At 61.6% G+C, this 24,075-nt stretch carries 22 protein-coding genes; 15 read left to right on the top strand and 7 right to left on the bottom strand.

The features are described 5' to 3' along the window. Nucleotides 1-16: 16 nt before the first annotated feature. From GM655_RS07445 to GM655_RS07420, 6 genes are all read left to right on the top strand, one after another. Nucleotides 17-1,894: a hypothetical protein gene (locus GM655_RS07445; RefSeq protein WP_155433892.1), complete on the top strand. Its 1,878-nt coding sequence runs from the start codon at nucleotides 17-19 to the stop codon at nucleotides 1,892-1,894. After that, a complete protein-coding gene (locus tag GM655_RS07440) occupies nucleotides 1,891-3,957 on the top strand; it encodes a hypothetical protein (protein ID WP_155433891.1) in 2,067 nt (688 codons plus the stop codon). The genes GM655_RS07445 and GM655_RS07440 overlap by 4 nt, the downstream gene beginning before the upstream one ends. Nucleotides 3,958-3,999: 42 nt before the next feature. Then, nucleotides 4,000-4,413, top strand: a complete 414-nt coding sequence (locus GM655_RS07435) for a DUF5681 domain-containing protein (protein WP_229632409.1) — start codon at nucleotides 4,000-4,002, stop codon at nucleotides 4,411-4,413. Between the two features lie 486 nt (nucleotides 4,414-4,899). Beyond that, complete coding sequence (locus tag GM655_RS07430) at nucleotides 4,900-5,163, top strand: hypothetical protein (RefSeq protein ID WP_155433889.1); 264 nt, start codon at nucleotides 4,900-4,902, stop codon at nucleotides 5,161-5,163. Between the two features lie 664 nt (nucleotides 5,164-5,827). After that, complete coding sequence (locus tag GM655_RS07425) at nucleotides 5,828-6,106, top strand: hypothetical protein (RefSeq protein ID WP_229632408.1); 279 nt, start codon at nucleotides 5,828-5,830, stop codon at nucleotides 6,104-6,106. 118 nt (nucleotides 6,107-6,224) lie between these two features. Then, nucleotides 6,225-7,229, top strand: coding sequence for a hypothetical protein (locus GM655_RS07420; RefSeq protein ID WP_155433888.1), 1,005 nt, complete (start codon nucleotides 6,225-6,227; stop codon nucleotides 7,227-7,229). 335 nt (nucleotides 7,230-7,564) lie between these two features. Here the strand turns inward: GM655_RS07420 and gcvA are convergent, their stop codons facing one another. Continuing rightward, a complete protein-coding gene (gcvA, locus tag GM655_RS07415; protein WP_155433887.1) occupies nucleotides 7,565-8,476 on the bottom strand; it encodes a transcriptional regulator GcvA in 912 nt (303 codons plus the stop codon). Nucleotides 8,477-8,645: 169 nt separating this feature from the next. Between gcvA and GM655_RS07410 the strand changes: the two genes are divergently transcribed. Continuing rightward, the gene (locus tag GM655_RS07410; protein ID WP_155434192.1) at nucleotides 8,646-9,419 is read left to right on the top strand and encodes an SDR family NAD(P)-dependent oxidoreductase; all 774 of its coding nucleotides are present in this window, start codon (nucleotides 8,646-8,648) and stop codon (nucleotides 9,417-9,419) included. 22 nt (nucleotides 9,420-9,441) lie between these two features. On the opposite strand, the gene GM655_RS07405 is transcribed toward GM655_RS07410, so the two are convergent. From GM655_RS07405 to GM655_RS07395, 3 genes are all read right to left on the bottom strand, one after another. Continuing rightward, nucleotides 9,442-10,683, bottom strand: coding sequence for a voltage-gated chloride channel family protein (locus GM655_RS07405; protein ID WP_155433886.1), 1,242 nt, complete (start codon nucleotides 10,681-10,683; stop codon nucleotides 9,442-9,444). A 66-nt stretch (nucleotides 10,684-10,749) separates the two neighbouring features. After that, a complete protein-coding gene (locus tag GM655_RS07400; RefSeq protein ID WP_155433885.1) occupies nucleotides 10,750-10,989 on the bottom strand; it encodes a hypothetical protein in 240 nt (79 codons plus the stop codon). A gap of 87 nt (nucleotides 10,990-11,076) precedes the next feature. Then, a complete protein-coding gene (locus GM655_RS07395) occupies nucleotides 11,077-12,510 on the bottom strand; it encodes a M20/M25/M40 family metallo-hydrolase (protein ID WP_155433884.1) in 1,434 nt (477 codons plus the stop codon). A gap of 163 nt (nucleotides 12,511-12,673) precedes the next feature. On the opposite strand from GM655_RS07395, the gene GM655_RS07390 reads away from it, so the two are divergent. The 8 genes from GM655_RS07390 to GM655_RS07355 all read left to right on the top strand — a co-directional run bounded on the left by GM655_RS07390 (nucleotide 12,674) and on the right by GM655_RS07355 (nucleotide 22,337). Beyond that, nucleotides 12,674-13,204, top strand: a complete 531-nt coding sequence (locus GM655_RS07390; RefSeq protein ID WP_155433883.1) for a GNAT family N-acetyltransferase — start codon at nucleotides 12,674-12,676, stop codon at nucleotides 13,202-13,204. A 132-nt stretch (nucleotides 13,205-13,336) separates the two neighbouring features. Beyond that, nucleotides 13,337-13,762: a YMGG-like glycine zipper-containing protein gene (locus GM655_RS07385; protein ID WP_155433882.1), complete on the top strand. Its 426-nt coding sequence runs from the start codon at nucleotides 13,337-13,339 to the stop codon at nucleotides 13,760-13,762. Nucleotides 13,763-13,862: 100 nt separating this feature from the next. Continuing rightward, on the top strand, nucleotides 13,863-14,888 hold the full coding sequence (locus GM655_RS07380) for a serine/threonine-protein kinase (protein ID WP_155433881.1): 1,026 nt from the start codon (nucleotides 13,863-13,865) through the stop codon (nucleotides 14,886-14,888). Between the two features lie 98 nt (nucleotides 14,889-14,986). Continuing rightward, complete coding sequence (locus tag GM655_RS07375; protein ID WP_155433880.1) at nucleotides 14,987-17,458, top strand: FtsW/RodA/SpoVE family cell cycle protein; 2,472 nt, start codon at nucleotides 14,987-14,989, stop codon at nucleotides 17,456-17,458. Nucleotides 17,459-17,461: 3 nt separating this feature from the next. Further along, nucleotides 17,462-19,078 (top strand): hypothetical protein, encoded by a 1,617-nt coding sequence (locus GM655_RS07370; RefSeq protein WP_155433879.1) that lies wholly within the window; start codon nucleotides 17,462-17,464, stop codon nucleotides 19,076-19,078. 14 nt (nucleotides 19,079-19,092) lie between these two features. Continuing rightward, a complete protein-coding gene (locus GM655_RS07365) occupies nucleotides 19,093-19,617 on the top strand; it encodes an SH3 domain-containing protein (protein ID WP_155433878.1) in 525 nt (174 codons plus the stop codon). Nucleotides 19,618-19,699: 82 nt separating this feature from the next. Beyond that, nucleotides 19,700-20,695 carry a PP2C family protein-serine/threonine phosphatase gene (locus GM655_RS07360; RefSeq protein WP_155433877.1) on the top strand — a complete coding sequence of 332 codons (996 nt, stop codon included), beginning with the start codon at nucleotides 19,700-19,702 and terminating at the stop codon, nucleotides 20,693-20,695. 118 nt (nucleotides 20,696-20,813) lie between these two features. Next, the gene (locus GM655_RS07355) at nucleotides 20,814-22,337 is read left to right on the top strand and encodes an FHA domain-containing protein (RefSeq protein ID WP_155433876.1); all 1,524 of its coding nucleotides are present in this window, start codon (nucleotides 20,814-20,816) and stop codon (nucleotides 22,335-22,337) included. 14 nt (nucleotides 22,338-22,351) lie between these two features. Here GM655_RS07355 and GM655_RS07350 read toward each other — a convergent pair whose 3' ends face one another. The 3 genes from GM655_RS07350 to GM655_RS07340 all read right to left on the bottom strand — a co-directional run bounded on the left by GM655_RS07350 (nucleotide 22,352) and on the right by GM655_RS07340 (nucleotide 24,063). Further along, nucleotides 22,352-23,230 (bottom strand): pirin family protein, encoded by an 879-nt coding sequence (locus GM655_RS07350; RefSeq protein ID WP_155433875.1) that lies wholly within the window; start codon nucleotides 23,228-23,230, stop codon nucleotides 22,352-22,354. Between the two features lie 4 nt (nucleotides 23,231-23,234). After that, nucleotides 23,235-23,633 (bottom strand): OsmC family protein, encoded by a 399-nt coding sequence (locus tag GM655_RS07345; RefSeq protein ID WP_155433874.1) that lies wholly within the window; start codon nucleotides 23,631-23,633, stop codon nucleotides 23,235-23,237. Nucleotides 23,634-23,718: 85 nt separating this feature from the next. Beyond that, nucleotides 23,719-24,063, bottom strand: a complete 345-nt coding sequence (locus tag GM655_RS07340) for a zinc ribbon domain-containing protein YjdM (RefSeq protein WP_155433873.1) — start codon at nucleotides 24,061-24,063, stop codon at nucleotides 23,719-23,721. Nucleotides 24,064-24,075: the final 12 nt, after the last annotated feature.

Raw genomic sequence — 24,075 nt, 5'->3', positions numbered from 1 at the left:
CCAGAAGGTGATTTACATGACATTCGTACAGAAAGCGCCAGTCGCCGGCAATCCAATAGCATCACAGGACCCGAGCTACATTGAACAGATGCTTAAGGCCCAACGCGCGCAGCAACTTGCCAACGCCTTGATGGAACAGTCATCCCAACCCATCCAATACGACCAGCGCGGTCCGATCAGCTGGACGCAAGGTCTGGCCAAAATGCTGGAGGCCTACGGCAGCCGGAAGGCCGGCGAGAATGCGGACAAATTAACGGCGGGCGCAATGACCGCAGGGAACAAAGCGGTAGCCAGTAAGTTCTTCGGGTCAACGCCAGAAGCCGGGGATACGTCACTACCCCCAAGCACCCCAACCGTTCCTGACGCTGGCGCCGGCCGCGCGACTCCGGGCGGGCCGCAAATTTCAAGCGGCACGGACGCGGGCGCTCCAGTACCCAGCGCCCCGCCGAATCAACCATCACCGCAAGCTATCGGCGCAGTTCTTGCTAAATCTGTTGAGCCACAGCCTGTAGGGACGGAAAATAGACTCACGGCCGAAGGTCTGCTGCGCTTTGGCGGTAACAACGCTGGAGCATCGTCCGGCGGCAGCTTGGTCATGCCGGGCCTGACGCCACAGCAATCCTACGACGCCTACGTAACCGACCCTACGGCGTACATGACCGAATTTGTTAAACGCAGCGATAACCGAACTGATCTGGATAAATTGCTACTTCAAAATGGTGTTCAGCCGGGCTCCCAAGAGTGGACTTCGGCGCATCAAGAAGCTATTCGCAAGAATAACTATATTCCGCCCGTGGAAGTTAAGGCAGGTACGTTATCCCTTGATCCTACGACGCGCAAGCCTATCGCCTACAACCCCGGAAGCGAGGACGGCATTAATCTCGACTTTTCCAACCCACTGCGCCCCACGGCAGTGCCGGTTAATGGATACGCCGACCAACTGGGTAACATCGAAACGGCAAAGCGCCGTGCGATCAATTCGCAGACAATCGCCCCTACCGATAATCAGCCACGCACGGATGACGGACGAGTCACCAACGCGACGGTTGACGAGCTCATAAATCCCGGACGCCCCATCGGTGGGACGCGCCAGCCAGCAGTCTGGACCGGCGGCGCCCTATCGGATCAGCAACTGCAGCAGGCGCAACAGGCCGCAAGTGCCGGCAACCGCGACGCACAGGAAATGCTGGCAGCCTACTCGCGCTCACAGCGCGGGCAGCAGCCCCCTTCCCCGCCATCCACTCGCCCAGTTGGCGGATTGGCATTTGGCCAGCAACAGCTCGCCGAGGACAACGCGAAAACGTGGACTTCGCAAAAGCAGCGCGCCGCCCAAGTGCCAGGCACGCTATCGGTATTGAACACTATGGATCAGCTACTGGATGGCTTTACGCCCGGCGCAGGGGCCGACAACCTCGCCAAGTGGAAAAGCTTTGCATCGACCCATAGCATCCCGATTGACGTCAAGGCAACCGATGCTGCGCAGGAGTTCAACAAGTACGCAAATCAGCTCATTGCCCAGCAGCGGAGCGCCATGGGCGGCACGGCCACCGATGCGGCTCAGGCGGTCGCGCAGGCAGGCAGCGCAAACTGGGGGATAGGCAAAGACCCGAATCGGAACATTCTCCAATACCTCAAGGCCAACGAAATGGGGGTTGATAAGTTCACCAACGCCAAGGCTACTTACCTTTCCCAGCCCGGAAACGGCATGCATAACGCATCGGACTTTGACCGGCAGTGGAACAGCGTCTATGACCCGCGCATCATCATGTTCCAGAACATGGCGCCCGCCCAGAAGTCCCAATTCACGGCTGAGCTGGTGAAGAGCAACCAATACGACGAGTTCGAACGGAAATTGATTGCCTACAAAAATCTTCTGAAAAGGTACGGACAATGAGCGATTACCAAGACCCTGATGTACTGGCGCTGCAGCAAATCAAATCCCAGCTGCAGCCCGCGCCACCCGCTAACAAGCGTACGCCAGCCGCTACCCCCGCATCCAGCGGCGATACGGACCTCGACCAATTGCGGGCCATTCGTGCACAGGTCCGCTTGCCTGATGCCCAAAAGGCGCCCGCCCCGGGCCTCATGGCAACAACGGCCAGCCGCGGCTTTCTGGGCAACGCCGCCGACGCCGTTACAGCTGCAGCGCATCACGTGGGCAATGCCGCGCACGGCGCCGCCCAGTTCATCGAAAACGGTATTGGCGCCGGGGTACACTGGGCCGCACCCGGAACGGGCGTTGATCGATATCTGCAAAAAACGATCGCCAGCGATAATGCCTATCTGCGAAACCGTGAGGCCTCGTATCAAGCCAAGACGCCGGACAGCTTGGGGGCATATACGGGTGCCGCTATAGGCGAAGTCGCCCCTTGGATTGCCGGCGGTGCGGCACGCGCTGTAGGTGCCGTGGGCGACGTTGGCGCCGCAGCCGTCAGCAAGCTCGGCAAGCTGTGGGAGCCGCTTGGCGGTGGGCTGTCGCAGGCCGCTGGCCGTGGTGTAACTCAGGGCGCTGTAATCGGCGGGATATCGCCTGTGAGCGATGGCGGAGACTATTGGAAGCAGAAAGGTGCTCAAGCGGGTACCGGGGCCGCAATCGGCGGCGGCGCACCATTAGCTGGGAAGCTGGCTGTGGGCCTTATGAATCAAACCAAAGGCCTCGTGGCGCCGTGGACAAATCCGGAATCGTTGGTAGGCCCGCTGCTCGAAAAGGTGTCAGGCCTGCCCCCTGCACAGCTTGCTGACGCGCTCAACAACTACAAGACCATCGTTCCCGGATCGGTCCCCACGACTGCGCAGATTCTGAAGACGCCATCGGCTGTTCTGACCGAAAAGACGTTCGCCAATACTGGCGCGGGCAAGGTTGCCATGGCAGAACGGCAGGCCGCCAATAATGCCGCGCGCCTGAACTTGCTACAGCAACATGCTGGCGACCCAGCCGACCTGCAGGCCGCTATCGCTCACCGTTCGACGGAAGCAGCGCCTTTCCTCGATACCTTAAAGGCCGCGCCCCCTGTCGATGCAAGCCCGATTCTGAACCACCTCGACAGCATCACGAAGAGCAATCTGGGCACTGATCCGGTGATCCGAGGGGCCGTGGCAGACGCGCGCAACCTACTGAGCAATCACAGCACCGCCGGGCAAAATGGTGAAGCCTTAACCAGCCCTGATATACTCGATGGCATCCGCCAGAACATGCGTGGATACCTCGCCAAATACGCCAGCAATGGCGCCGTAAGTTCGCGACAGGAGGCCGCCCTTGGTCCGCTCAAAAATACGATTGTTGACACGATCGACACCGGAGTACCGGGCTATCGCGATTATCTGGCCTCGTATGCCGAAAATTCCGTTCCTATCAACACTATGGAGCAACTTCAAAAGTTCGCTACCGCTCTTGATAGTCGTGCTTCTGATTCGACTGGCAATTCACTACTTTCACTGACGCACGCGCGACAACTGGCCGCCCAGTTGGACCGCTCCAAGACCGGTATTTCACCAGAGGCATCTGCAGCAGTCGATAGCATCCTTGCTGATCTGCAGCGGGAATCTGTCAGCAACAGCGTGCGCGCCGGCAGCGGCAGCGATACCGCGCTCAATCTGCAGGCGCCAAGCTGGTTATCCGGACAAATTTACGGTAACTCTTTCGGTGGGACGCCCGGTCCGGTGGCGCGCGGCATTGGCGCCGGCATAGGATGGCTTGCGGGCCAGACCGTAGATCAAGGCTTGGCAGGCGCTGGCGCTGGTGCGATGGCAGCTTCGAAGATTTCTCAGTTTGGTTCTTCAAAGGTCAATGAAGCCCTTGCACGGGCTCTCATGGACCCCGAAGAAGCAGCAGCGATTGCTCAGCAGCGAATTGGTGGGCCAGCATCGCCCTATACGGCAAAGCTGGCAGAAGCCCTGCGCAAGGCGCCAATCCTCACGCCGTATGTGGACCAGCTCCAATTACCTGCTGGCCCTTAAACATGCAGCAATCGGGAGAATTGTTAATGCAGGAAGAAAACAATGACTGAAGCACGTAGAGGTGGTTGGAAGAAAGGCCAATCTGGCAATCCCAAAGGACGCCCTACAGGGGCGTCTGAGGTCGCACGTATGCGCGCATCGCTTGCCGACCATCTGCCCGAGATAATCAATCAGCTTGTCAGTAAAGCGAAGGGAGGCGACGTCCAAGCCGCTCGCATCTTGTTAGAGCGCGTTCTGCCGCCAGTGAAGGCTGTCGAAAGCACGGTACAGATCGACCTGCCACAGGGCGCCAGTTTGACGGCATCTGGAGAGGCCATCATGCAGGCGGTTGCAACTGGCGCCCTCGCGCCCAGCCAAGGCGCGGCGCTGCTCTCCGGACTAGGCAGTGTGGCTAAGCTCAAGGAGATCGACGAGCTGGAGGCCCGCATTGCGGCGCTGGAGCAGTCGAAGGATTAGGTTGTGCATCATTCGACTGCAGGGGCTAATTTTGCACGTTTCTTTAGCTCCTTCCAGTCCATATGCCGCACTATTTCGTTACTTGGCCCATCGAAAAATTCAAAGCATATTGCCGGCCCACCCTGATCCGATGAGAGTGATGTGAGTTCGCATGCCACTTCCATCCGCATCGTATTGGTCTCTGAGTCAACTACGTCAATTATGCCCTTCTCGCCTTTACTGATGTTCTCGATTACCCGCTTTGTTCGTGCGGTGAAACAGGGGATGTATGCAGCAAGATCAGGTGTAATAGGCATAGCAGTCCTTTGTGATTTTGGAGAACTTCATTCTAAAACGATTTACCTTCCCTCCCCCAAAAAAGCCGCTCGCGATACCGCATATTAAGCTGCTGGCTGGCGAGTATTTATTGACTCGTAGCGAGACGTAGTCTATTCTCAAAGCGTTCCCGAGAAAAAAGGAATACGGGTTTGGCGACTCGGAAAGCGTATGGCGGACAACCGCCCACCGGCGGTATTTTTTCGTCCGTTGCACTATTACGTCTCTATGAGCGGCAATGGTGGGGATACCTTCGGGTATGCCGGTTTCCGTATGCACCGGTTCGCCAACCCCAACATTTGCCGCTCACCCCGTTTGGCGACAGGATGCGCGGTTCTTCAACTGCATACTGGAGGCCACTATGGTCAAAGCCACTATCTCTCTCACCACGCCAGCTTTGGCATCATTCAGCACCGCATTACCGCCCAAGATTAACGCAGCTGCCCCGAGCGATCAGGTATCTATCAATTCGCGGACCGAGACAGCCAAGCCTCCCGTTTATACTCCTCTCGATTCGACCACTGGAGAGCCTCTGTGGGACGTTATCAACAGAAAGGGCCTACACCTCCTGCTCGGGGTGCCCCATTCATACGCGTGTCAGGTTATAGACGAACATCAAGCGAAAGAGAACGTGGACCCACAATGGCAAGGCGATATAAGCGTGCGCCGAGCAATTCGCGGTGCTGGCGTTCTGCACTGGAATATCACTACTCCACGCATCAATGGCCGGCTTTTAGTCTGGTGCGAGATTCACGGCCTGACACGAAGTGGCCTTACAGTAGCTGAACTATTTGGCACACTTCGTCCCGAATTGGCAGCCAAAATTGAAGACGCTGCATCGCGCTCCTTCGGCCAGCCGACTTCACTCCGCCCCGTCAAAGTTAGTATGGACGTTGGCTCAGTCGATCCTGATATTCTGCTTGAAGTATGCGCCCCCTCCGCATGCTTAGCGGATCTAGCAACGCAACTAGACTCACTTCAACGAATTGCCGAACGAATGATTAACGCTGAACGCGCGTCTGTAATCTGAGGCCCAGCATTCTAGGCTGCGTTGGCAGCCTCATTTGAACTCCCCATCCATCCCGTTAAGGAGAAGTGCATGGCAGCTAATACCTGCGCCACAAGTGAAGAAAGCATCGTCCGAGCGTTGATCGCCGCAATCGAGAAGGTTCAGCGCCTGCCGGTGGAAATCGACCTCTGGGACATAGGGATGATCGCCACGTACCTGAAACGCTCGCACGCTACGGTGCGCGATACCGTGGTCGTGCAGCCGAGTTTCCCTCGGCCGATCCGGCTGCCCGGGCGGATACGGGCGAATGCCTTGTACAAGGCCCGCGAAGTGATCGCGTGGGCTGAGAGCTATCAAACGAAGAGGTAACGCCCTGCCTTATTTCCACTTCGTTTTCGTCAAAGTGTCGAAAAGTGCAGTGAGAATTTGATAGATTTCCACCAATAAATAAAAGTTAAGATTCACCTTTCTACTAAAGAGGTGCGTTTTGACTCAACTTGTAATCACAAATGAAACTCAGGCGTTTGATGCACTTCAACTGGCTATCGAAAAACAATTTGATGGGCAGGTAATAGACTTAAAATTTGATGGCTGGCCGGTTCTTGAAATCAAACTGGAAGGTGAAGGCTATGACAGCACGATCACCTCGGACATGGCAAACGCTATCGTCGAAGTTCAACGTGCTGTAAATCGTACGTATGCAAGGGTAGTTAAACACTCTGCGCATGCCAGATCGCTAACGGATGGGGAGCGACAGGAACTTCAATTTAAGGCTAAAGTTAAGACAGGCAGCTCTATCATTGAAGTGAACTTAGGCGATTTCGCGGAAAAACTTGCTACTAGCATTTCAACATCTATGACTCCTGAAATGATGCTCACCACCGTACTTGGTACAGCCGCGTTGGGGGCTGGACTACTTGCCTACAAATCTTTCCTGAAACACCGATCTGATGATAAGCAGATCGAGCAGACAGAAAGATCAAAGTTAGCTATGAGACAAGAGGAAACAAGAAGGCTTCAAATCATGGCTGATGCCTTGTCACGAGTACCTCAACTTCAGCACGTCCAGGAGGACTTCGATATTGCGCGGAATGCGATTGTTGGTGCAACTGGGGACGCAGATAGTCTAACAGTCAATTCCCTACAGCTAGACGCTGCAACAACCCGCGTTATAGCAACAGCACGTAGAACCGAATCGCAAGAAGTTCAATTGAATGGCAGCTATTCCATAATTGCTACGGACCTCAGCAAACCTGACCTAATTAAATTACGAGTACAGGCCAGTTCCGACGGAAGAGAGTTCCAAGCTAGTTTCCAAGACAACAGTCTCGATCAGAGTCAAATCAAAATTCTGCAAGATGCTGAATGGACTAGAAGTCTTGTTTATTTGAGCATAAATGCTCGCATACTACGCGGTGAAGTCAGCGTAGCAACTGTAGTATCGGTGCAGGCTCAGCCCGTGAGCGCGGCGCGTGGAGAACCTACTTCTTAAGTCCTTGCGATTTTGATGGCCTACCTCGCAGGATGCCATGGAAACTGGCGTCCTCTCACTTTCAAGCGACCACAGATTTTAGGCATGCCGCATACGCATACTCATGCAAGAAAACTTTTTTGCATCCATGCTTGCATCCACTATTTTGAAAGCACCACAAAAATACTAGTATTTATGAGGCCTGCAAGCCACATTTCGATTCCGGCTCGGGCACCACCAACAACCACTAGGGCCGCTTTCACATTTCGCCCTACTGCGCAGGCCTCCCCTTGTTCCGCAATTCTAAGCCTGTTCCGCAAAAGCCAGTGTAGGGATGCGCGCAGCCTATGCCTACTTCATGACTGCGCCTCCTGCAGCAGCCAGTCGCGGAAGGTACGGATGCGCGGCAGGCCGGCACACTCGGCGCGATACACAACGTAGTATGCCAGCGGCGACGCGTAGCGGATCTTGCCGAACAGGCGCACCAGCCTTCCGGCCGCCAGATCGTCGCGTGCCATCACGCTGCGCGCCAGTGCAATGCCGTGCCCTTCCACGGCCGCCTGCAGCACGGCCGCCGAATTATTGATCTTCATGCCGCGCCGGCCATTAACCCCTTCAACGCCGGCCTTCTGCAGCCACGCCACCCAGCTGGGAAAACCGGCGTGGCCATCCATCGACAGATCATGAATCAGCGTCTCCTGCGCCAGATCGGCCGGCTTTTTCAGCCGTCCTGCAGAACGCAGCAATTCGGGTGAGCAGACAGGATACACCTCTTCTTCCATCAGCTTTTCCGCTATCAGTCCGGGCCAGCTTCCCAGCCCGTAGCGCACGCCGATGTCGATGCGCTGGGCGGCAAAATCCACCGCCTTGAGATTGGTATCGAGCCGCACGTCGGTATCCGGACAGGCCGTCTGGAAGCGGTCTATGCGTGGCAACAGCCACTTGGCGGCGAAGGCCGGACTGACAGTGACTGTCAGCACCCCGTTGAGCGACCCTTCCCTGAGCCGTTCCAGCCCCAGCGACAGGCGCTCGAAGCCGGCGCGAATTTCCGGCAAGGCGCGTTCCGCCGCCTCGCTGGGCACCAGCCTCGCCCGTCCGCCTGCAGCGCGATGGAACAGCGGCGCGCCCAGCCACTCTTCCAGCGTCCGCACCAGCTGGCCAACGGCTGCAGGGGTCACATTCAGCTCGGCCGCCGCCGCAGAAAAACTCTGATGGCGCGCACTGGCCTCGAACGCGCGCAAGGCATTGAGGTACACGGGAGTTTTCATGAATATAAAGTTTTTCTATCGATGAAAGACATTTTATCTGGTTTGTTATTTATCCGCAGCCAGCGCAAACTGCGTTCCATTAAAGGGTAGATGCACCACAGCGCGCAAGCTGGCTGCCGGTGCATGAAGTTTTTATTTATATGCCGCAAGGCTGGAACAGGGAGTCATGATGCGCAATCAATTCGAAGGCAAGAAGCTGCTGGTGGTAGGCGGGACCAGCGGCATGGGGTTTGAAACGGCACGCAATGTGCTGCAACAAGGAGGCAATGTGCTCATCGTTGGCCACCGCCCGGAAAAGACGGCCGAGGCGCGTGATACGCTGGCAGAATTCGGCCCCGTGCGAGCCTTGAGCGCCGATCTGACCAGCGAACTGGGACTGGCCCAACTTCTGCAGATCATGGATGACGAGCACACCGACATCGATCTGCTGGTCAACGCTGCTGGCGTATTCTCGCCCAAGCCTTTCCTGCAGCACGCCGAAGCCGATTACGACCGGTATATGAAGCTCAACAAGGCGACCTTCTTCATCACCCAGAAAGTGGCAAACAATCTGGTACTCAGCGCCAAACCGGGCGCCATCGTGAATATCGGTTCAATGTGGGCCAGACAGGCCATCGCCGCCACCCCGTCGTCCGCCTATTCGATGGCCAAGGCCGGCCTGCACTCGCTCACCCAGCATCTGGCCATGGAACTGGCGCCGCAACGGATCCGTGTGAATGCCGTTGCACCGGCCGTGGTGCAGACGCCTATCTATCAGGGCTTCATTCCCAAAGACGAAGTGGATAGCGCACTGCAGGGATTTAACAGCTTCCATCCGCTGGGCCGCATCGGCAAACCGCAGGATGTGGCAGAGGTCATCACCTTCCTGCTGTCGGACAAGGCGGACTGGGTCACGGGCGCCATCTGGGATGTCGATGGCGGCGTCATGGCCGGCCGTAACTGAACGGGCGGCAGGCAGGTGCCGATCAGGCTTCGGGCGGCCCCATACGGTGCTTATGCACGGCCACCGTCTGCGCACGGTAGATGCCGCTATGACCGGAGCACAGATAGGCCATCACGCAGGCCAGCGCCGCGTAGGGGCCTATCTGTGGCCCGAACAGTTCGATGGCCATGATGGTGCAGGCCAGCGGCGTATTCGCGGCGCCGGCAAACACCGCCACAAAGCCCAGTGCCGCCAGCATGCCGAACGGCAGTTGCAGCAGCGGCGCCAGCGCATTGCCCAGAGTGGCGCCGATGAAAAACAGCGGTGTCACTTCGCCGCCTTTGAAGCCGCTGCCCAGCGACGCGACGGTGAATGCCAGCTTGCCTGCACTGTCCCACCACGGCAGCGGATGCTGGAAGGCTTCCAGCATCACGGGTATGCCCAGGCCGATGTAGCGCTGCCCCAGTACGGCGACCGCCAGTGCCAGCAGCACGCCACCAGCCAGCGCGCGCACGGGAGCATAGGGCAGCAGACGTTTCAGCAGCGCCGTCAGCGCATGGGTGCTGCTGGCAAACAGCCAGGCCGTCAGGCCGAACGCCAGCCCTGCCAGCAACACGGCCAGCAAACTCCAGGCACTGATGGCCGGCAGTGCGCCCGCCGCGTAATGGCTATGCTGTATGCCCCAGGCCATGCATACCTGATCGGCCAGTATCGCCGCCAGCATGCAGGGAAAAATCGCGTCATAACGCAGCCGGCCTATAGCCAGCACTTCCAGCGCGAATATGGCGCCGGCCAGCGGCGTACCGAAGACGGAAGCAAAACCGGCGCTGATGCCCGCCATCAGCACGATACGGCGCTCCTCGTGCCTGAGCCGGAACAGATGGGTGAGCTGGTCCGCTAGCGAACCGCCCATCTGCACGGCCGTCCCTTCGCGGCCCACGGATGCGCCAAACAGATGGGAAATAACAGTCGCACCGAGCACCAGCGGCGCCATACGCAAGGGTACTACCTTGCGCGGATCATGGATCTCGTCGATCAGCAGATTATTGCCCGCTTCAACCTGCGTGCCCACTTTCAGATACACCCAGCTCACCAGCCAGCCGGCGATGGGCAACAGCCAGATCAGCCACGGATGGCTGTTGCGGGTGCTAGTGGCCTGCTCCAGCGCCCACAGGAACAGCGCCGATGCCGAGCCGCTGGCAACGGCAACCAGCGCGGCAATAAGCGTCCATTTCGCCAGATAAGGCAGAATGCGGAGGGCGGAGAGGGGCTGGTGCGAGGTCATGGACTTTGCATACTAGCAAAATCCCACCAGCAGGACAATTCCAACAGCCCTGCACGGGCCCGTGCTTCAGGCCAGCCGGGTGAGCGGGTCGGCGAGGATGTTGTCGACCTGACGCCGCGCCTCGTCGCACGCAGCATTGATGGCATCGAGCTCGCGTGGCCGGACGAACTGCAGGGTCACGCCTTCAAACACTTCCGGCCCGTCTGCCTCCACCCGCGCCAGATCGCAACTGGCCGTCCACTGCCCGTCCGTAGTGGGCAGTGCCGTCGGCAGGATATACCAGCCTTTGTAGAGTATTTTGTCCATGTCGCGCTCCATGCCAGTCAGGTCCAGCCTAGCATGAAGCGCTAGCGTGGCGCGCACGGCTGGTGCGCACGACAGCAGCGGCCCAGCTCAGTCTTCGCTATCGAACTTGCCCACGCGGCCGATAGGCTGTTCCATATTGGCGAGGAACCAGGTCAGCGAAGTCAGCACGGCGACATGGCGCTTGAGCTCCAGCGTATTCACCTTGTCCAGCGTATCGGCTGCCGTGTGGTGGTAGTTGAAGTAGAAGGACGAATCCACCAGCGGCTCGAACACCGGCACACCGGCACGTTCCAGCGGGCCCGTATCAGCCGCACCGGCGATATCGCGCCGCTCGAACACGCTGGCGCCGATAGGGCTCAACGCCTCGCGCAGTGGCGCGAAATACTTGACCATGGGCGCTGTAACGCTGCCGATCAGACCGAACGGACGGCCACCGCCGCTATCCGATTCGATCGCGGCGAAATGCTTGTCCAGCAGGTTCTTGTTGGCGTCGAAGTAAGCCTTGCCGCCACGGGTGCCATTTTCTTCATTGGCCCAGGCGATTACGCGTATGGTACGGCGCGGATGCAGATCAAGTTTGCGCAGCGTGTCGATCACGCCCATGGCGCCTGCCACGCCCGTGCCGTCGTCGTGCGCGCCGGTGCCCAGATCCCACGAATCGAGGTGGCCAGAAACGATCACCACTTCGTCCGCCTTGTCGCTGCCGGGCCAGTCGGCGATCACGTTGTAGCTATCGGCGTCCGGCAGGGTTTGCGGGGTCAGGGTCAGATGCATTTTTACGGAGCCGCGCTTGAGCAGGCGGTCCAGCAGCAGCACGTCTTCCGTGGTAATGGCCGCCGCCGGAATGCGCTTGCCTTCAGTCAGACCGGTGGCACCCGTGTGGGGAATACGGTACGTCGCACCGCCCACCGAACGCACCAGCGCTGCGGCAGCGCCCATCTCGGCCGCCATCTTCGGACCGGCATAGCGGAACCCGGCGCCTGGACCATAGGCCGCACCGGCATGGCCACGGTCGGCCAGTTCCTGATCGAACGGCACATCCAGCAGCACGATGGCGCCTTTCACTTGCGCGGCCTTGGCTTTCAGCTCGTCGAAACTGCGTACCACCAGCACAGGCGCCGTCAGGCCCTGTGCCGGCGTGGCACCGGAACCACCGAGCGCCGTCAGCACGATCTTCTGGGTGATGCCGGCCGGGCGGCCCGCATAGTCCACCAGTTCCGCCGTTTCGGCGCCACGCACCCAGTGCGGCACTTTGACCGGCTGCAGCGTCACTTTGGCGCCCAGCTTGCGCATGGCATCGGCCACCTGCTCCACGGCCGCCGCATAACCGGCCGAACCCGACAAACGCGGTCCCACCAGATCGGTCAGATCGGCCAAGCGCTCGTAAGCCCAGTCGCTCTCCATGGCGGTGGAACGGATGCGGCTCAACGTCGCCGCGTCATTCGGAGTGGCAGCGCTTACGGCACCAGCGGCGAACAGGCAGCTGGCAATGGCAGTCAGGGCAAACTTGGTAGCTTTCATGGTTTTCCAGATAGGGGCAGAGAAGGAAGCGTAGTGGAGCCAGAATTTGGCTTAAATGAAAAATGATCTAAACCATAACCGATCATGAGGTTCTTGTCATTAATGTTGATTTGTTATCGCCGCTGCACTACCATGATTCTTCAATCTGTTGAAGAAAGCGCCTATGCTCAAGGGGAAACTGTGCTCGGTACGTCATCTGCTCACGGCCGATCTGAACACCTTCATCGCACTGGTCAACGACCTGCCCTCGCGCGGCGACTATTTTTCCAGCCACTTCAAGTCCCCCGAAACCCTGCGCAAGGAGTTCGCCCAGAGCAGTTTCGTCACCGAGGACAGCGAACTATTCGTGATTGAAGACCAGCACCACCACATCATCGGTGTCATCACCCACTTCAAGAGCCGCACCCCGATCACGCGCGAAATCGGCTACCGCCTGTTCGACGCCACGCTGGCGGGCCAGGGCTATGTCAGCGAAGCCTGCCGCCTGCTGGTGGACTATCTGTTCAAGACGCAGACCTACCATCGGCTGGAACTGCTGATGGCACCCGAGAATCTGGCCTCGGTGCGCATAGCGCAGAAATGCGGCTTCCAGGCCGAAGGCATCATGCGCGAGAGCTTCTTCATCAACGGCCATTACCAGAGCGTGCAGCTATTTGCCCTGCTGCGGCCCGAATGGCAGGCCGCAAGGCGCTAATTGTTACAAGGCTTTACCAGCTCCCCGAGTTTGTAAGCAGGTGTATAAGACGTGGCGCTTTGGCAGCGCTGCTTTATAGTGAACTCACTGGCTCAGCGATCCTCCCGATCCGGCCTACGCAAGGGGAATACCATGTTGAACAAAAAATCGATGATGCTGGCTTTAGTCACCGCAGCGGCGGTCTCGTCGTCGGCCTATGCCGGCGAACGCGAGTTCAACACGCTGGCCGGCGCCGTGGTTGGTGCCGCGATCGGCAACAGCAGCGGCGGCCGCGATGGCGCCATCGTCGGTGGCCTGATCGGCGCTGCCGTGGGCAACAGCATCCGCAGCGACGACCGCTATTACGACCGTGGCCGCGGTGGCCGCTATGTCGAAACGCGCGTCTACACCCGCCCTGCCCCCGTCTACTACGAACCGGCGCCGGTCTACTATGCCCCGCCACCACGCGTGGTGTACGTGGAACCTGCCCGCCCTTACTACCGTGAAGTGCGCGAATACCGCGAATATCGCGACGAGCGCTGGGAACACCATCATCACCATGACCGCGGCCGCTGGTAACAGTAGATCGTAGTCCCCAAAACTAGCCCCGTGCCCGCCACACGGGGCTTTTTTCATTCCCCCCGCTAGCCAGCTTACACACACCAAGCGGGGAAATGGCATGACTATCATAACGCTGGAACTGGGCCACTACCGGCTGCAGGAACAGATAGGCAGGTCGGCATATGGCGTGATCTGGCGCGCCAGCGGGCCAGCCAACACACGCGATGTAGCACTCAAATTCATCAATCACGAGCAGATGGCGCAGGCCGAGCCCGCCCTGCGCGAGCGCTGGATTACCAGCGCCCAGAATGAAATCGGCTTTCTGCAGGCGCTAGAGCCGTGGGATGAGCGCCACATCGTCCGCCTGCTCGATAGTGGCTGGCATCAGGGCTTGCCGGTACTGGCGCTGGAACTGCTGGCCACGGATCTGGGCCGGCATATGCAAGCGCAGAAAACCTGTCAGCAGACCGTGCCGCTGCCCCGCTTGCTGAGCTGGGTCAGCCAGATCAATCAGGCGCTGGCCAAGGTGCACCAGTATGGCTGGCGCTATCTCGACCTGAAACCGGCCAATGTGCTGCTGGACTGGGGCCTGCAGACGGTCAAGCTGGCCGATTTCGGCACCAACCGCCATGGCCTGTACACCGAGCTGCATTCCTATGCCGGCACCGCCAACTGGCAGGCACCCGAGCAGTACTTCCCCCAGCCGGAAGGGAGCTACCAGAGCTCGGCCGCCAGCGACTATTTTTCGCTCGGCGCCATGCTGTATTTTCTGGTCACGGGCGGCACGCCGCTGCAATTCTGTGCAGCTTGCGGCAACGCCTATCGCAGCCACCAGAATGCCGGTGCCGGCCTGCTGCTGCGGGCCAGCGGCGGTATGCAGCCCGCCACCCTGCAGGAAGATGAAGCGGCGCGCTTCTGCGCCGCCCTGCCGGCCGGGGCGCGCGACAGTGCCCTGCTGTTGTTACGTAGCCTGCTGCATCCCGATCCTGCCCAGCGCCCGCGCCATGCTATCCAGATCAGCCGCATGCTGCATGCGATACAGGGCATGCAGCCCGAACGCAACTACCTCGATGTCACCGATCCCGTGCGCGGCATGCGCCGCCCCACTGCGGCCAACGGCTGGCAAACCATGCGGAGCGCATGATGCTGGCCCGCCTTGTCCGGTTTGCGCCACGCTACGGCGCACGCGCCTACCCACCGCAACGCAGCGCGCGCTCCGCCCCGCAGCGGTCTGCACTTCCCATGCGCACAGGGGCGACGATCTTTGCCGCGCTGCTGCTACCGGCGGCGCTGCTGGCGCTGCAGCTACTGGCAATACTGCGTGCCCCCGCCGCATGGCAGCCAGCCAGCATAGCGCTTCGTCTGGCCGCTGGCGACAGCATCGAGCTGGGCGCACGCGAACTGGCGGCCGCGCAGGCCGATCGACGCCATCTGCGTCTGTGGCGCGATGCGCAGCGCGGCTGGCTGGTGCAGAACCTGAGCAGCACCCACCGTCTGCTACTGCAGTCGGATGACACAGAACAGCACAGCGGCAGCAGCGTGCTAGCTGGTGGGCAGCGCTTCCAGCTAGGCACTGCGCTGTTCCGGGTCGATAGCCAGAACGGCGGCGCTCTGGAGTTCAGCGCGGCGGACCACCACTGGCGCTACGACGGTGCCGTGCTGTATCGCGATGGCCAGCGTCAGCCCGCTTGCCCGCAAAGCCACGGGCTGGCACGGCTGGCAGGCCACTGGAATGCCTACGTGCCGCACTGGCTGGCACTAGCCCGCCCGCTGACGCTGGGCGGCAACCTATATTGTGATAATCGCCTGGGCCTCGCTCAGGTCAGCACTGGCTCGGCACTGATCACGCGCGAGCATGGCCGCTACCAGCTTCACGCCGGCAACCCCGACGGCGCCCTCCTGCCCTTGCTGTTACTACCGCACCAGACCGACGGCCAAACGCCGGCGCAATCGCAGATGTACGCACAGGAGCAAGCGCAGGATATCCGCCGTCAGGAACTGCCCGTGCCCGACGCCGGCACGATGATCGTCGGTCGCACCCGCTTTGCCATCGCCATCCAGGACGACACGCTGACCTTGCGGCCTACCCAGCACGTGCAGCAGTATGCGACTCCTGGAATCGCCTTGCCGCAGGTCGTACAGTGGCAATGGCAGCAGCGCGAGCTAGGGCTGAGCAAGGCCACCGCGTCGGTGCGCACACTGGCCGTCGCACTCGGCATCTGTCTTGCCGGCGTAGTCTGTCTGTACGCGCTGCATGCCTACTGCACACCGCCATATGTACCGGGCCGTGCACCAACGGGCGCAATAAAAGCGCCACAAAAAAACAGTCCGCTGAAAAACGCGCTGACCAATGCTCTGACGCCGCTGCTGACAGTGGTTACCACCCTACTGCTAATGGCTTGCGCACTGGCGGCCATGCTAATGCAGCGCAGCGTGCAGGCACCGCCGGCAGCGCTGTCGCTGCTGCTGGCCAGCTGCGCGCTGCTGCTATGGCTCAGCCATCCGGCACGCCGCACCCTGCTCGGCATCTGCGCCTGCAGTCTGCTGGCACTGGGCTTGCTGTCCCAGCTCGAACTGGGGCTGGGCGCCAGCGAATCCGCTTGGCTACGCTATTACCAGAAAAGCAGTGCCCTGGTGGCGCTGGGCGCCGGTGCTACCGCCCTGTGCCAGTTATGGCTACAGCGCAGGCAGGCGCAGGGCCGCTATCTACCGCAGCGCCAGCTCGAATGGCTGCTGGCCGGCTTCGCTGCCGTGGCACTGGCGGGGCTGCTGCTGCAGGTAGTCTTCGGCGATGAAACCGGCGTATTCGATCTGCAACCAGTCGAACTGGCCAAGCTGGCTCTGACCGCGCTAACGGCGCATTGCCTTGCGCTGCGTTTCAGCTGGCACGAATCGGGCACCAGCCTGTCCGCGCGTAGCGGGCGCTGGCTGCACCTGATCGCGCCGGCCCTGCTGTTCCTGATGCTGCTAGGACTGGCACTGGTGCAGGTCGATGACTTTTCACCGCTGATACTGCTGCTGGTCTGGTGCAGTGCCATGGCTCTGGCCTATGCGCTGGCTGCACGGCGGCGCGGCCTGCTCGCCGGCGTCATTGCGCTAGGTCTGATGGCCGTGGCAGCCATCACCGCACTACGCCTGCTCGGCAGCGACGAACTGATACGCTGGGGCTTCTATGCCGACCGCTTCCTCGTCTGGCTGCACCCTGCCCTGCATCCCCATACCGGCCAACAGTTGCTGGCCGGCGCTCAGGCCATAGCCGACGGCGGCTGGTGGGGCAGCGATCAGCGTCTGGGTTTGCTGACGCTGGGCCAGCACGCCAGCGAGGTGCTGCGCGTGCCGGCCATACAGGATGATTTTGCCGCCTCCTTCTTCCTCAACCGGCACGGCCTGCTGGCAGGGCTGCTGCTGTGGTGCCTGCAGGCCGGCCTGCTCTACGCGCTGGTGCGCACGGCATGGCAGAACTACCAGATGGCCCAGAGCGCACGCCACTTCCGCCAGGCGTGGCTGGGGCGCTTCCGCTATTTCGCCCTGTGCGGTGCAGCCGCACTGGTACTGGGCCACTTCCTGCTTTCATGGGGCACCAATCTGGCCATCTTCCCCATCATGGGCCAGCCCATGAGTTTTCTCTCCGCCGGTGGCAGCCACCTGCTGTTTTTCCTCTGCCCCCTGCTAGCCTTCAGTGCCTTCAGTGCGCCATCCATGCAAGGAGTATGAATCATGCCAGTCTATGTACAACACGAGATATTGCGCCGCATCCCCGACGTCTTTAACGCCGAGGCTTTATGGCAGGCGCCCGGTTTATCGCTGTTTTCGCGCCGCCCACTGCTGCGCGATCTGCTCGAACGCAGCCCGCGCGAGCATCGCGGCCGCGCCGCTACGCGCTGCTTCAGCCACATCACGCTGGCGCTGCCGCAGGAAGAAGTCGATGACGATTACCACCTGAGCCGCGGTGCCCGCGCACGCGATCTGGCACAATCGCTGACCAGCTTGCACCAGAAAGATTTTGCCGATTTGCTGGGCGGCGAGCAGGTACGCTACGACGTGATCGGCACGGATACGCTGGGCGCGGGCGAAGTGGAAGTGCGCTTCGGCCATGCCGTGTATCTGCCTGCGCCGGACGAGAAGGTGCTGTACAACGTCAGCCTGTCGCGCGATAGCGCCGTGTGGCACCCGGTCTGCCCCATCTACCCAGCCCAGCGGCTGGTGCTACTGGGAGCAGTGGGCAGCGATGCCAGCCATCCTACAGCCCACTGGCCGTTCGGCCCCGACGCCACACTGCTGATCCTCAACGATGGCGCCGATACGCCGCCCGTGGTGCAGATGCGCCCCAAGGAAGGCTATAGCTGTAGCTACGACGCGCGCAGCGGCTATTACGTCATCCGCACGCTGCCCGAAGTAGCAGGCGGCACGCGTTTGCTGCTCAAGATCAGCCGCAGCGCCAGTGCGCCCGCGCGTAGCCACGCGGTTGGCGCAGCCTTGCCTTCAGCCTCGGCGCCAGCATCGGCCAGCGCAGCACAGCCCCGGCCCGCCGTCTGGCAGGACAGGCAGAACGGCCTGTCCATGCGCGATGGCGCTGCCGGCAGCGCCAAGGCCCAGCACCGCCATGTCAACGCGGATGTAACCGCCATCCCCGTCCAGCACAAGCCGGAACTGGCCAGCAGCGAAGGCGATGCCACCTACGCCCCCACCAGCGCACAGCGCGTCAGTCTGGTGGCGCTGGCCCTGCCCCGCCTGAGCCGCTACCGCGAGACCGGCACACAGGCACTGGCACTGCCATTCAACCGCCAGATGGCACTGGCGCCCAGCGCCGATGCCGTGATCAGTTTCATTGTCAACAGCAACGACGAACTGTATGCCGCCAGCGCCGAAGGCAGAGAGCGCATCAGCGCACCGGCGACCTTCACGCCCGTCGATGGCACCAGCATAGCGCTGCTGCCTGCTCCGGCGGCCATGGCCGAACGCTATTGCGCCTTACTGGGATTGGCGCGCCCGCTGAGTGCCGCAGCGCCGGCCGGCGCCCGCTTCAATTTCGGCCGCAATTCGGCCGTACTGGCCGGGCTGCGCATACTGGGCGAAGCCCGTTTCCTCCAGCGTGCAGGCGGCGCATGCGCCGGGGTGGAGCGTATCGGTCTGTCGCGCGACGCCTTCAGCTTCGAGGCCACGCCACGCGGCTTTCTGATCGGACGCCTGAGCGCCACGCAGGCGCTCTACCACCTCGACGACAAGCTGGCATGGGTCGCCAACATCGAAAGCGCCAGCACGGACGCGCCCTACCTGCTGCCGCGCGGCCACCATCTGGTAGCCGGTCCCTACGTGCTGCGCTTTGATGCCTGACGCGCGGAGCCGCCATGAACTTACCTCTGCCGCTAGCCGCAGCCATCTATCCTGCAGCGCTGCTCGTCACGCTGGTGCTGGCCGCTTACTGCACGCCGCGCCGCTGGTGGCGCCAGCTGAACCTGCGCGCCATCGCCGTTACGCTGGGCGGCACGCTGCTGTTTGCCCAGCTATTCAGCCACTGGCTGCTGCCTGCCCATGCTGCCAGCGGCGTAGCGGACAGCAGCGGCCATAGTGCTACCGCATCCGCCCGCGACGACAGTGCCGCCGCTCTCCAATCCGGCGCGGCTGCGGGCAGCGCGGCTAGGGCGCAGCCATTCATCGTGCATCACGACCTGAACCTGCGCTACGCGGCCGGGGTACAAGCCACCCGCATGCGCACCATTCCGGCCGGGGCACTGGTCACACCGACCGGCCAGCGTCAAGGTGACTGGTGGCAGATCAGCGCCTGTAACCGCGGCCAGTGCAGCACGGGCTGGGTCAGCAGCCTGTGGCTGCGCCGCAGCGAAGAAGCGGCAGGCCAGACGCATGAACACTAAATCGCCAGCCCGTTGTGCCGCGCCGGCGCGGTTTTCGGCTAAGCTGTGGCCTTTCCCACCGCGCCGTACATCTGCCCTAGCCATGACCAGCCTGACCGACCAACTGGATTTCGGCGCCAGCCTGAGCGTGGCGGCCCGCTGCGAAGCCAGCATCAGCAAGCTGCAGGTGCCGGAAAATCAGGACAATCTGCTGCTGATCGATGCGCGCGGACAGGCCGTCCTCATGCTCGAGCAGCAGCCGCTCAGCCTGACCGTGGCGGACTGGCCAGCCGGCCATGTGCGCCTCGCCGTGCTCGATGGCATGGGCGGCCATGGTCATGGCCGCGAAGCTGCCGAAGCCGTAGCGCAGGCACTGCTGCAGGTGCCGGCCTGCCACACGCTGCAGCAACTTGGCGAACAGCTCGATGCCCTGCACCACCGCCTGCAGCAGCAGTTCCGCCAGTTGCACGATGCCGACAGCTTCCGCCGCCCCGGCACCACGCTCACCTTGCTGGAAATCCCGGCCGACAGCGCCCCCTTGCTGTACCACGTGGGCGACTCGCGTCTGTACGAAATCAGCGCTGAAACCGTGCGCCCGCTCACGGTCGACCATGTGCCGGCCACGGCCTACGCCATGCACGGCCTGCTCGACGAACAGCAATGGTGGCAGCAGGTGCACGGCGAACACCGGCCCCAGATCGCGCAGGCCTACATCCTCGGCAATGCATTCGACAACCCGCAGGTGCTGGCCGACGGCCTGCATGCGCTAGATCAGGCCAGTCTGCCCGCCTTCCTGCAGCATCTGCCGGACCGGCGCGCGCTCACCCTGCGCAGCGACGCGCTCTACCTGCTGGCCACGGACGGCTTCTGGTCCTGCGCCCGCCCCGACCTGTGGGTGGCACGCTGGCCGGCACTGCTGGGCGGGCCCGGGCAGCCCGTTGCAGCGGCGCTCGAGGCGCTCTACCACGACTACCGCCAGCACCCGCCACCGGCCCTGCACATCGATAATCTGAGTGCCATCCTGTTGCGTCCGCTCGTTGCGCACCATGGCAATATTGACGAAACAGCACTACCACAGGCAGCAAAGCCCCACGATTAATGCGGACGTGGCAAAACTGCCATGAGCCGCGCGAAAATTCGCCACGACGATCAGTGATCGGATTGCCAAACAGGGCAAAAAGCGCCTACACTGAGGGGTATCCCAGTGCCGGTTCATCATGAAAAAATGCAGTAATGCCCAGCATCCGCATTGCACCTACTGGGTCATGCCTGGAGCGACTACGTGCGAGGGTGGCCACACCCAGCCCGCACCGTCCAGCTTTGACCTGCTGAGTGCCATGCGCACCGCCCGTGCCAGCTCCGCCGGCACGGCGCTTGATGCTGCGCCGGCAGAACCCGCCCCCAATTACGCCCGCCCGGTCCAGCGCGCCCAGTCGGACCGCCCCCAGTTGCACATCAGCGGATTCGATCCGCGCGCCGCCGGTGGTCGTCAGGCCCTGAAAATGACCTTGCGCGGCATGCCCGAAGGCTGCGCTCCCGAGCTGGTGCTGCAACTGCAATCGGACCTGATACCCAACGGCGCATCGCAGCAGTCCTTCGTGCGCGCCAGCGGCGGCGAATGGCGCCCCGTATTCGCCGAGTTTTCCTCGCGCGGCAAGGAACACGGGCAGTACCAGATCAGCATAGAGCTGACCAGCCGCCACACCGGCCTAGCCACGCGCAAATGGGTCTGCACCTTCGTGATCCTGGTGCCACGGCCCGATGCCACGCTGACGGAAATCCACCGCATCTTCCTCAGCACCCACAAGAACGTGCGCGTGATGGCCGACGATGCCGCCATTGCCCGCGTCAGCGCGCCCGATGGCCACAGCGTCGATATCGACGTCACCGCACGCAATGCCGGCATCGCCCAGCTCGATCTGGGCGCCAGCGCCGGCAAGGTCGATCTGAGTTTCCCCACCATCGCGTGGGATGAAGACCTGATAGAAATCGATATGCCGCAAGGTCCGGCCGTGCACCCTCACCCCAGCCGCGCGGCCAGTCTGGTGAATGCCGCGCCAGAAGCGGGCACCCAGCGTCAGGTGCGCCTGTTTGCGCTGGACGAATGTGTGCTGGGGCGTTTCGAGCTGGTCGATCCGGAAGCCAATCTGCTGCTGACCCATTACACGCCCGATGGCCAGGACAGCAATGGCCTGACGCGCCGCCTGTCCGGCCGCCACGCGGTGATCCGCCGCGCCGGTGCCGGTTTCGAAATTGAAGACGTGTCACGCTACGGCATCCTGCTCGATGGCGTCTGGCCCGGCAAACACAAGCCCACCACGCTCAGGCTGGGCATGCGCATCGAACTCACGGCCAGCATCAAGGGCATCGTGGTGCTGACGGTTTCCGCCATCATGCCGCATGGCGTGATTCTGCACCGGCTGGATCACGGCGCCAGCGCCGAATGCTACTACCTGCTGATGCCGGAGACCCATCCCGGCTATCCGCTCAAAGCCTATCCGGCCACGCCGCAGGCTGCCGCACTGCCCATACTGCTGCACCGCGATGGCGGCTTCTGGCATCTGGATCAGGTGACCGGCAAGGAAACCGCGCTGGCACCCACCACGCCGCTCGATAAGCTGAGCCGCATCGCCCGCCCCAGCCGCTTCGCCAGCGATCCGTATCCGGAACACTGGATCATCCGCACCCATGCCACCGATCTGTATGAAACGGTGGCAGCCGGCGCACTCTCCACGGCCTGACGCAGCGCTGACGCTTAGCGCGGCAGCCGCGCCGGTAGCGGTATGAATTCCGTTTCGCCCGGTACGGCATCGAAGCGCTGGGCTTCCCAGTCTGCACTGGCCTGCACGATGCGCTCCTTGCGCGACGAAACAAAATTCCACGACATATAGCGATGGCCATCCAGTGCTGCGCCACCGATCAGCACAAAGCGCGCCTCGCTATGCACGCTGACCTTCAGCGCTGCCGCCGTATCGAGCAAGGCCATGGCATGCAGCGCTAGCGCCTGCCCGTCCACGCTGATCTCGCCGCTGATGGGATAGATAGCCGCTTCCGCCGGTAACTGTTCCAGCGCCAGTTCTGCGCCTTCCTGCAGCATCACATCCAGATACAGCGTGGGGCTATAGGTCTGCACGGGTGAAGTCAGGCCGAAGGCGGAACCCACCAGCACGCGCACGCAGACGCCAGCGGCCGTGTATTCGGGAATCGCGTCCGCAGGCGTGTGGCAGAAGCCGGGCGCGCTTTCTTCATGCGCCACCGGCAGCGCCGCCCACAACTGCAAGCCGTGCGTGCGGTGCGGCACGCCCACCAGATCGGCCGGTGTACGTTCCGAGTGGACGATGCCGCGTCCCGCCGTCATCCAGTTGATGGCGCCCGGTTCGATGCGCTGCACGCTGCCCACGCTGTCGCGGTGATCCATCGCGCCCTCGAACAGATAGGTTACCGTCGCCAGTCCGATATGCGGGTGCGGCCGCACGTCGTGGTTGGCATCGGCCGGCACATCGACGGGACCGAAATGGTCGAAGAAAATGAAGGGGCCGACCGCCTGCTTGACGGCAGCAGGCAGATAGCGGCGCACCACGAAGCCGCCGCCGAGGTCTTTCTCGTGGCCTTTGATCAGGGTCGTGACGGTCATGGCCTTAACCCAGCAGGGTGCTGATTTCCGTGGTCACGGAAGCCATCAGCTTATGGACCGGACATTTCTGCGCCGCGGCCAGCAGTTCGGCGCGCTGGTCGTCCGTCAGATCGCCGCCCAGATACAGCGTAACGGCCAGACGGTAGACGCCCTGGCGCTCTTCGCTGGCGTCACGCGCGATGCTGACTTCGACGTTTTCCAGCGGGATGTTCTTGCGCTTGGCGTACCACACCACGGTCAGCGCCTTGCAGGAGCTCAGGGCCGCATCATACAGATCGTGCGGCGAAGGGCCGGCATCGCTGCCGCCTTCGGCTTCCGAACCGTCGGTCGAGAAAATGTGATCGCGCACATGAACGATGTGGCGCATAGGCAGCGACTGGTCGCGCAATACTCGGATAGTCATACGGCGGTCCTTTATGGAGGAGACAAAGAACCGCTAATTTACACCGTTTGGCGTGAGCTCGCAGAGCGCGGCTCACGCAGCCGCATTACACGACTTTTTTGACGAATTCGGTTTTCAGACCCATCTGGCCGAAACCATCGATTTTGCAGTCGATATCGTGGTCGCTATCGACCAGACGGATGTTCTTGACCTTGGTGCCGACTTTGACGGTGCCGCCACCGCCTTTGAGTTTCAGGTCCTTGATCACGGTCACGGTGTCGCCATCCTGCAGGATGTTACCGACTGCATCGCGGTACACACGCGCGGTTTCTTCAGCGGCTTCGGTCGCCGTGGCGCTCCATTCGTGGGCGCACTCCGGGCACACCAGCATGGCGCCATCTTCGTAGGTGTATTCGGAATGGCATTTAGGGCATGGTGGCAGTGCGCTCATGGTAGTAGTCCA

Origin of the sequence: Pseudoduganella danionis (assembly GCF_009720775.1) — a bacterium.
Lineage (GTDB): Bacteria > Pseudomonadota > Gammaproteobacteria > Burkholderiales > Burkholderiaceae_D > Rugamonas > Rugamonas danionis.
This window is presented reverse-complemented; position numbering and strand designations above follow the sequence as displayed.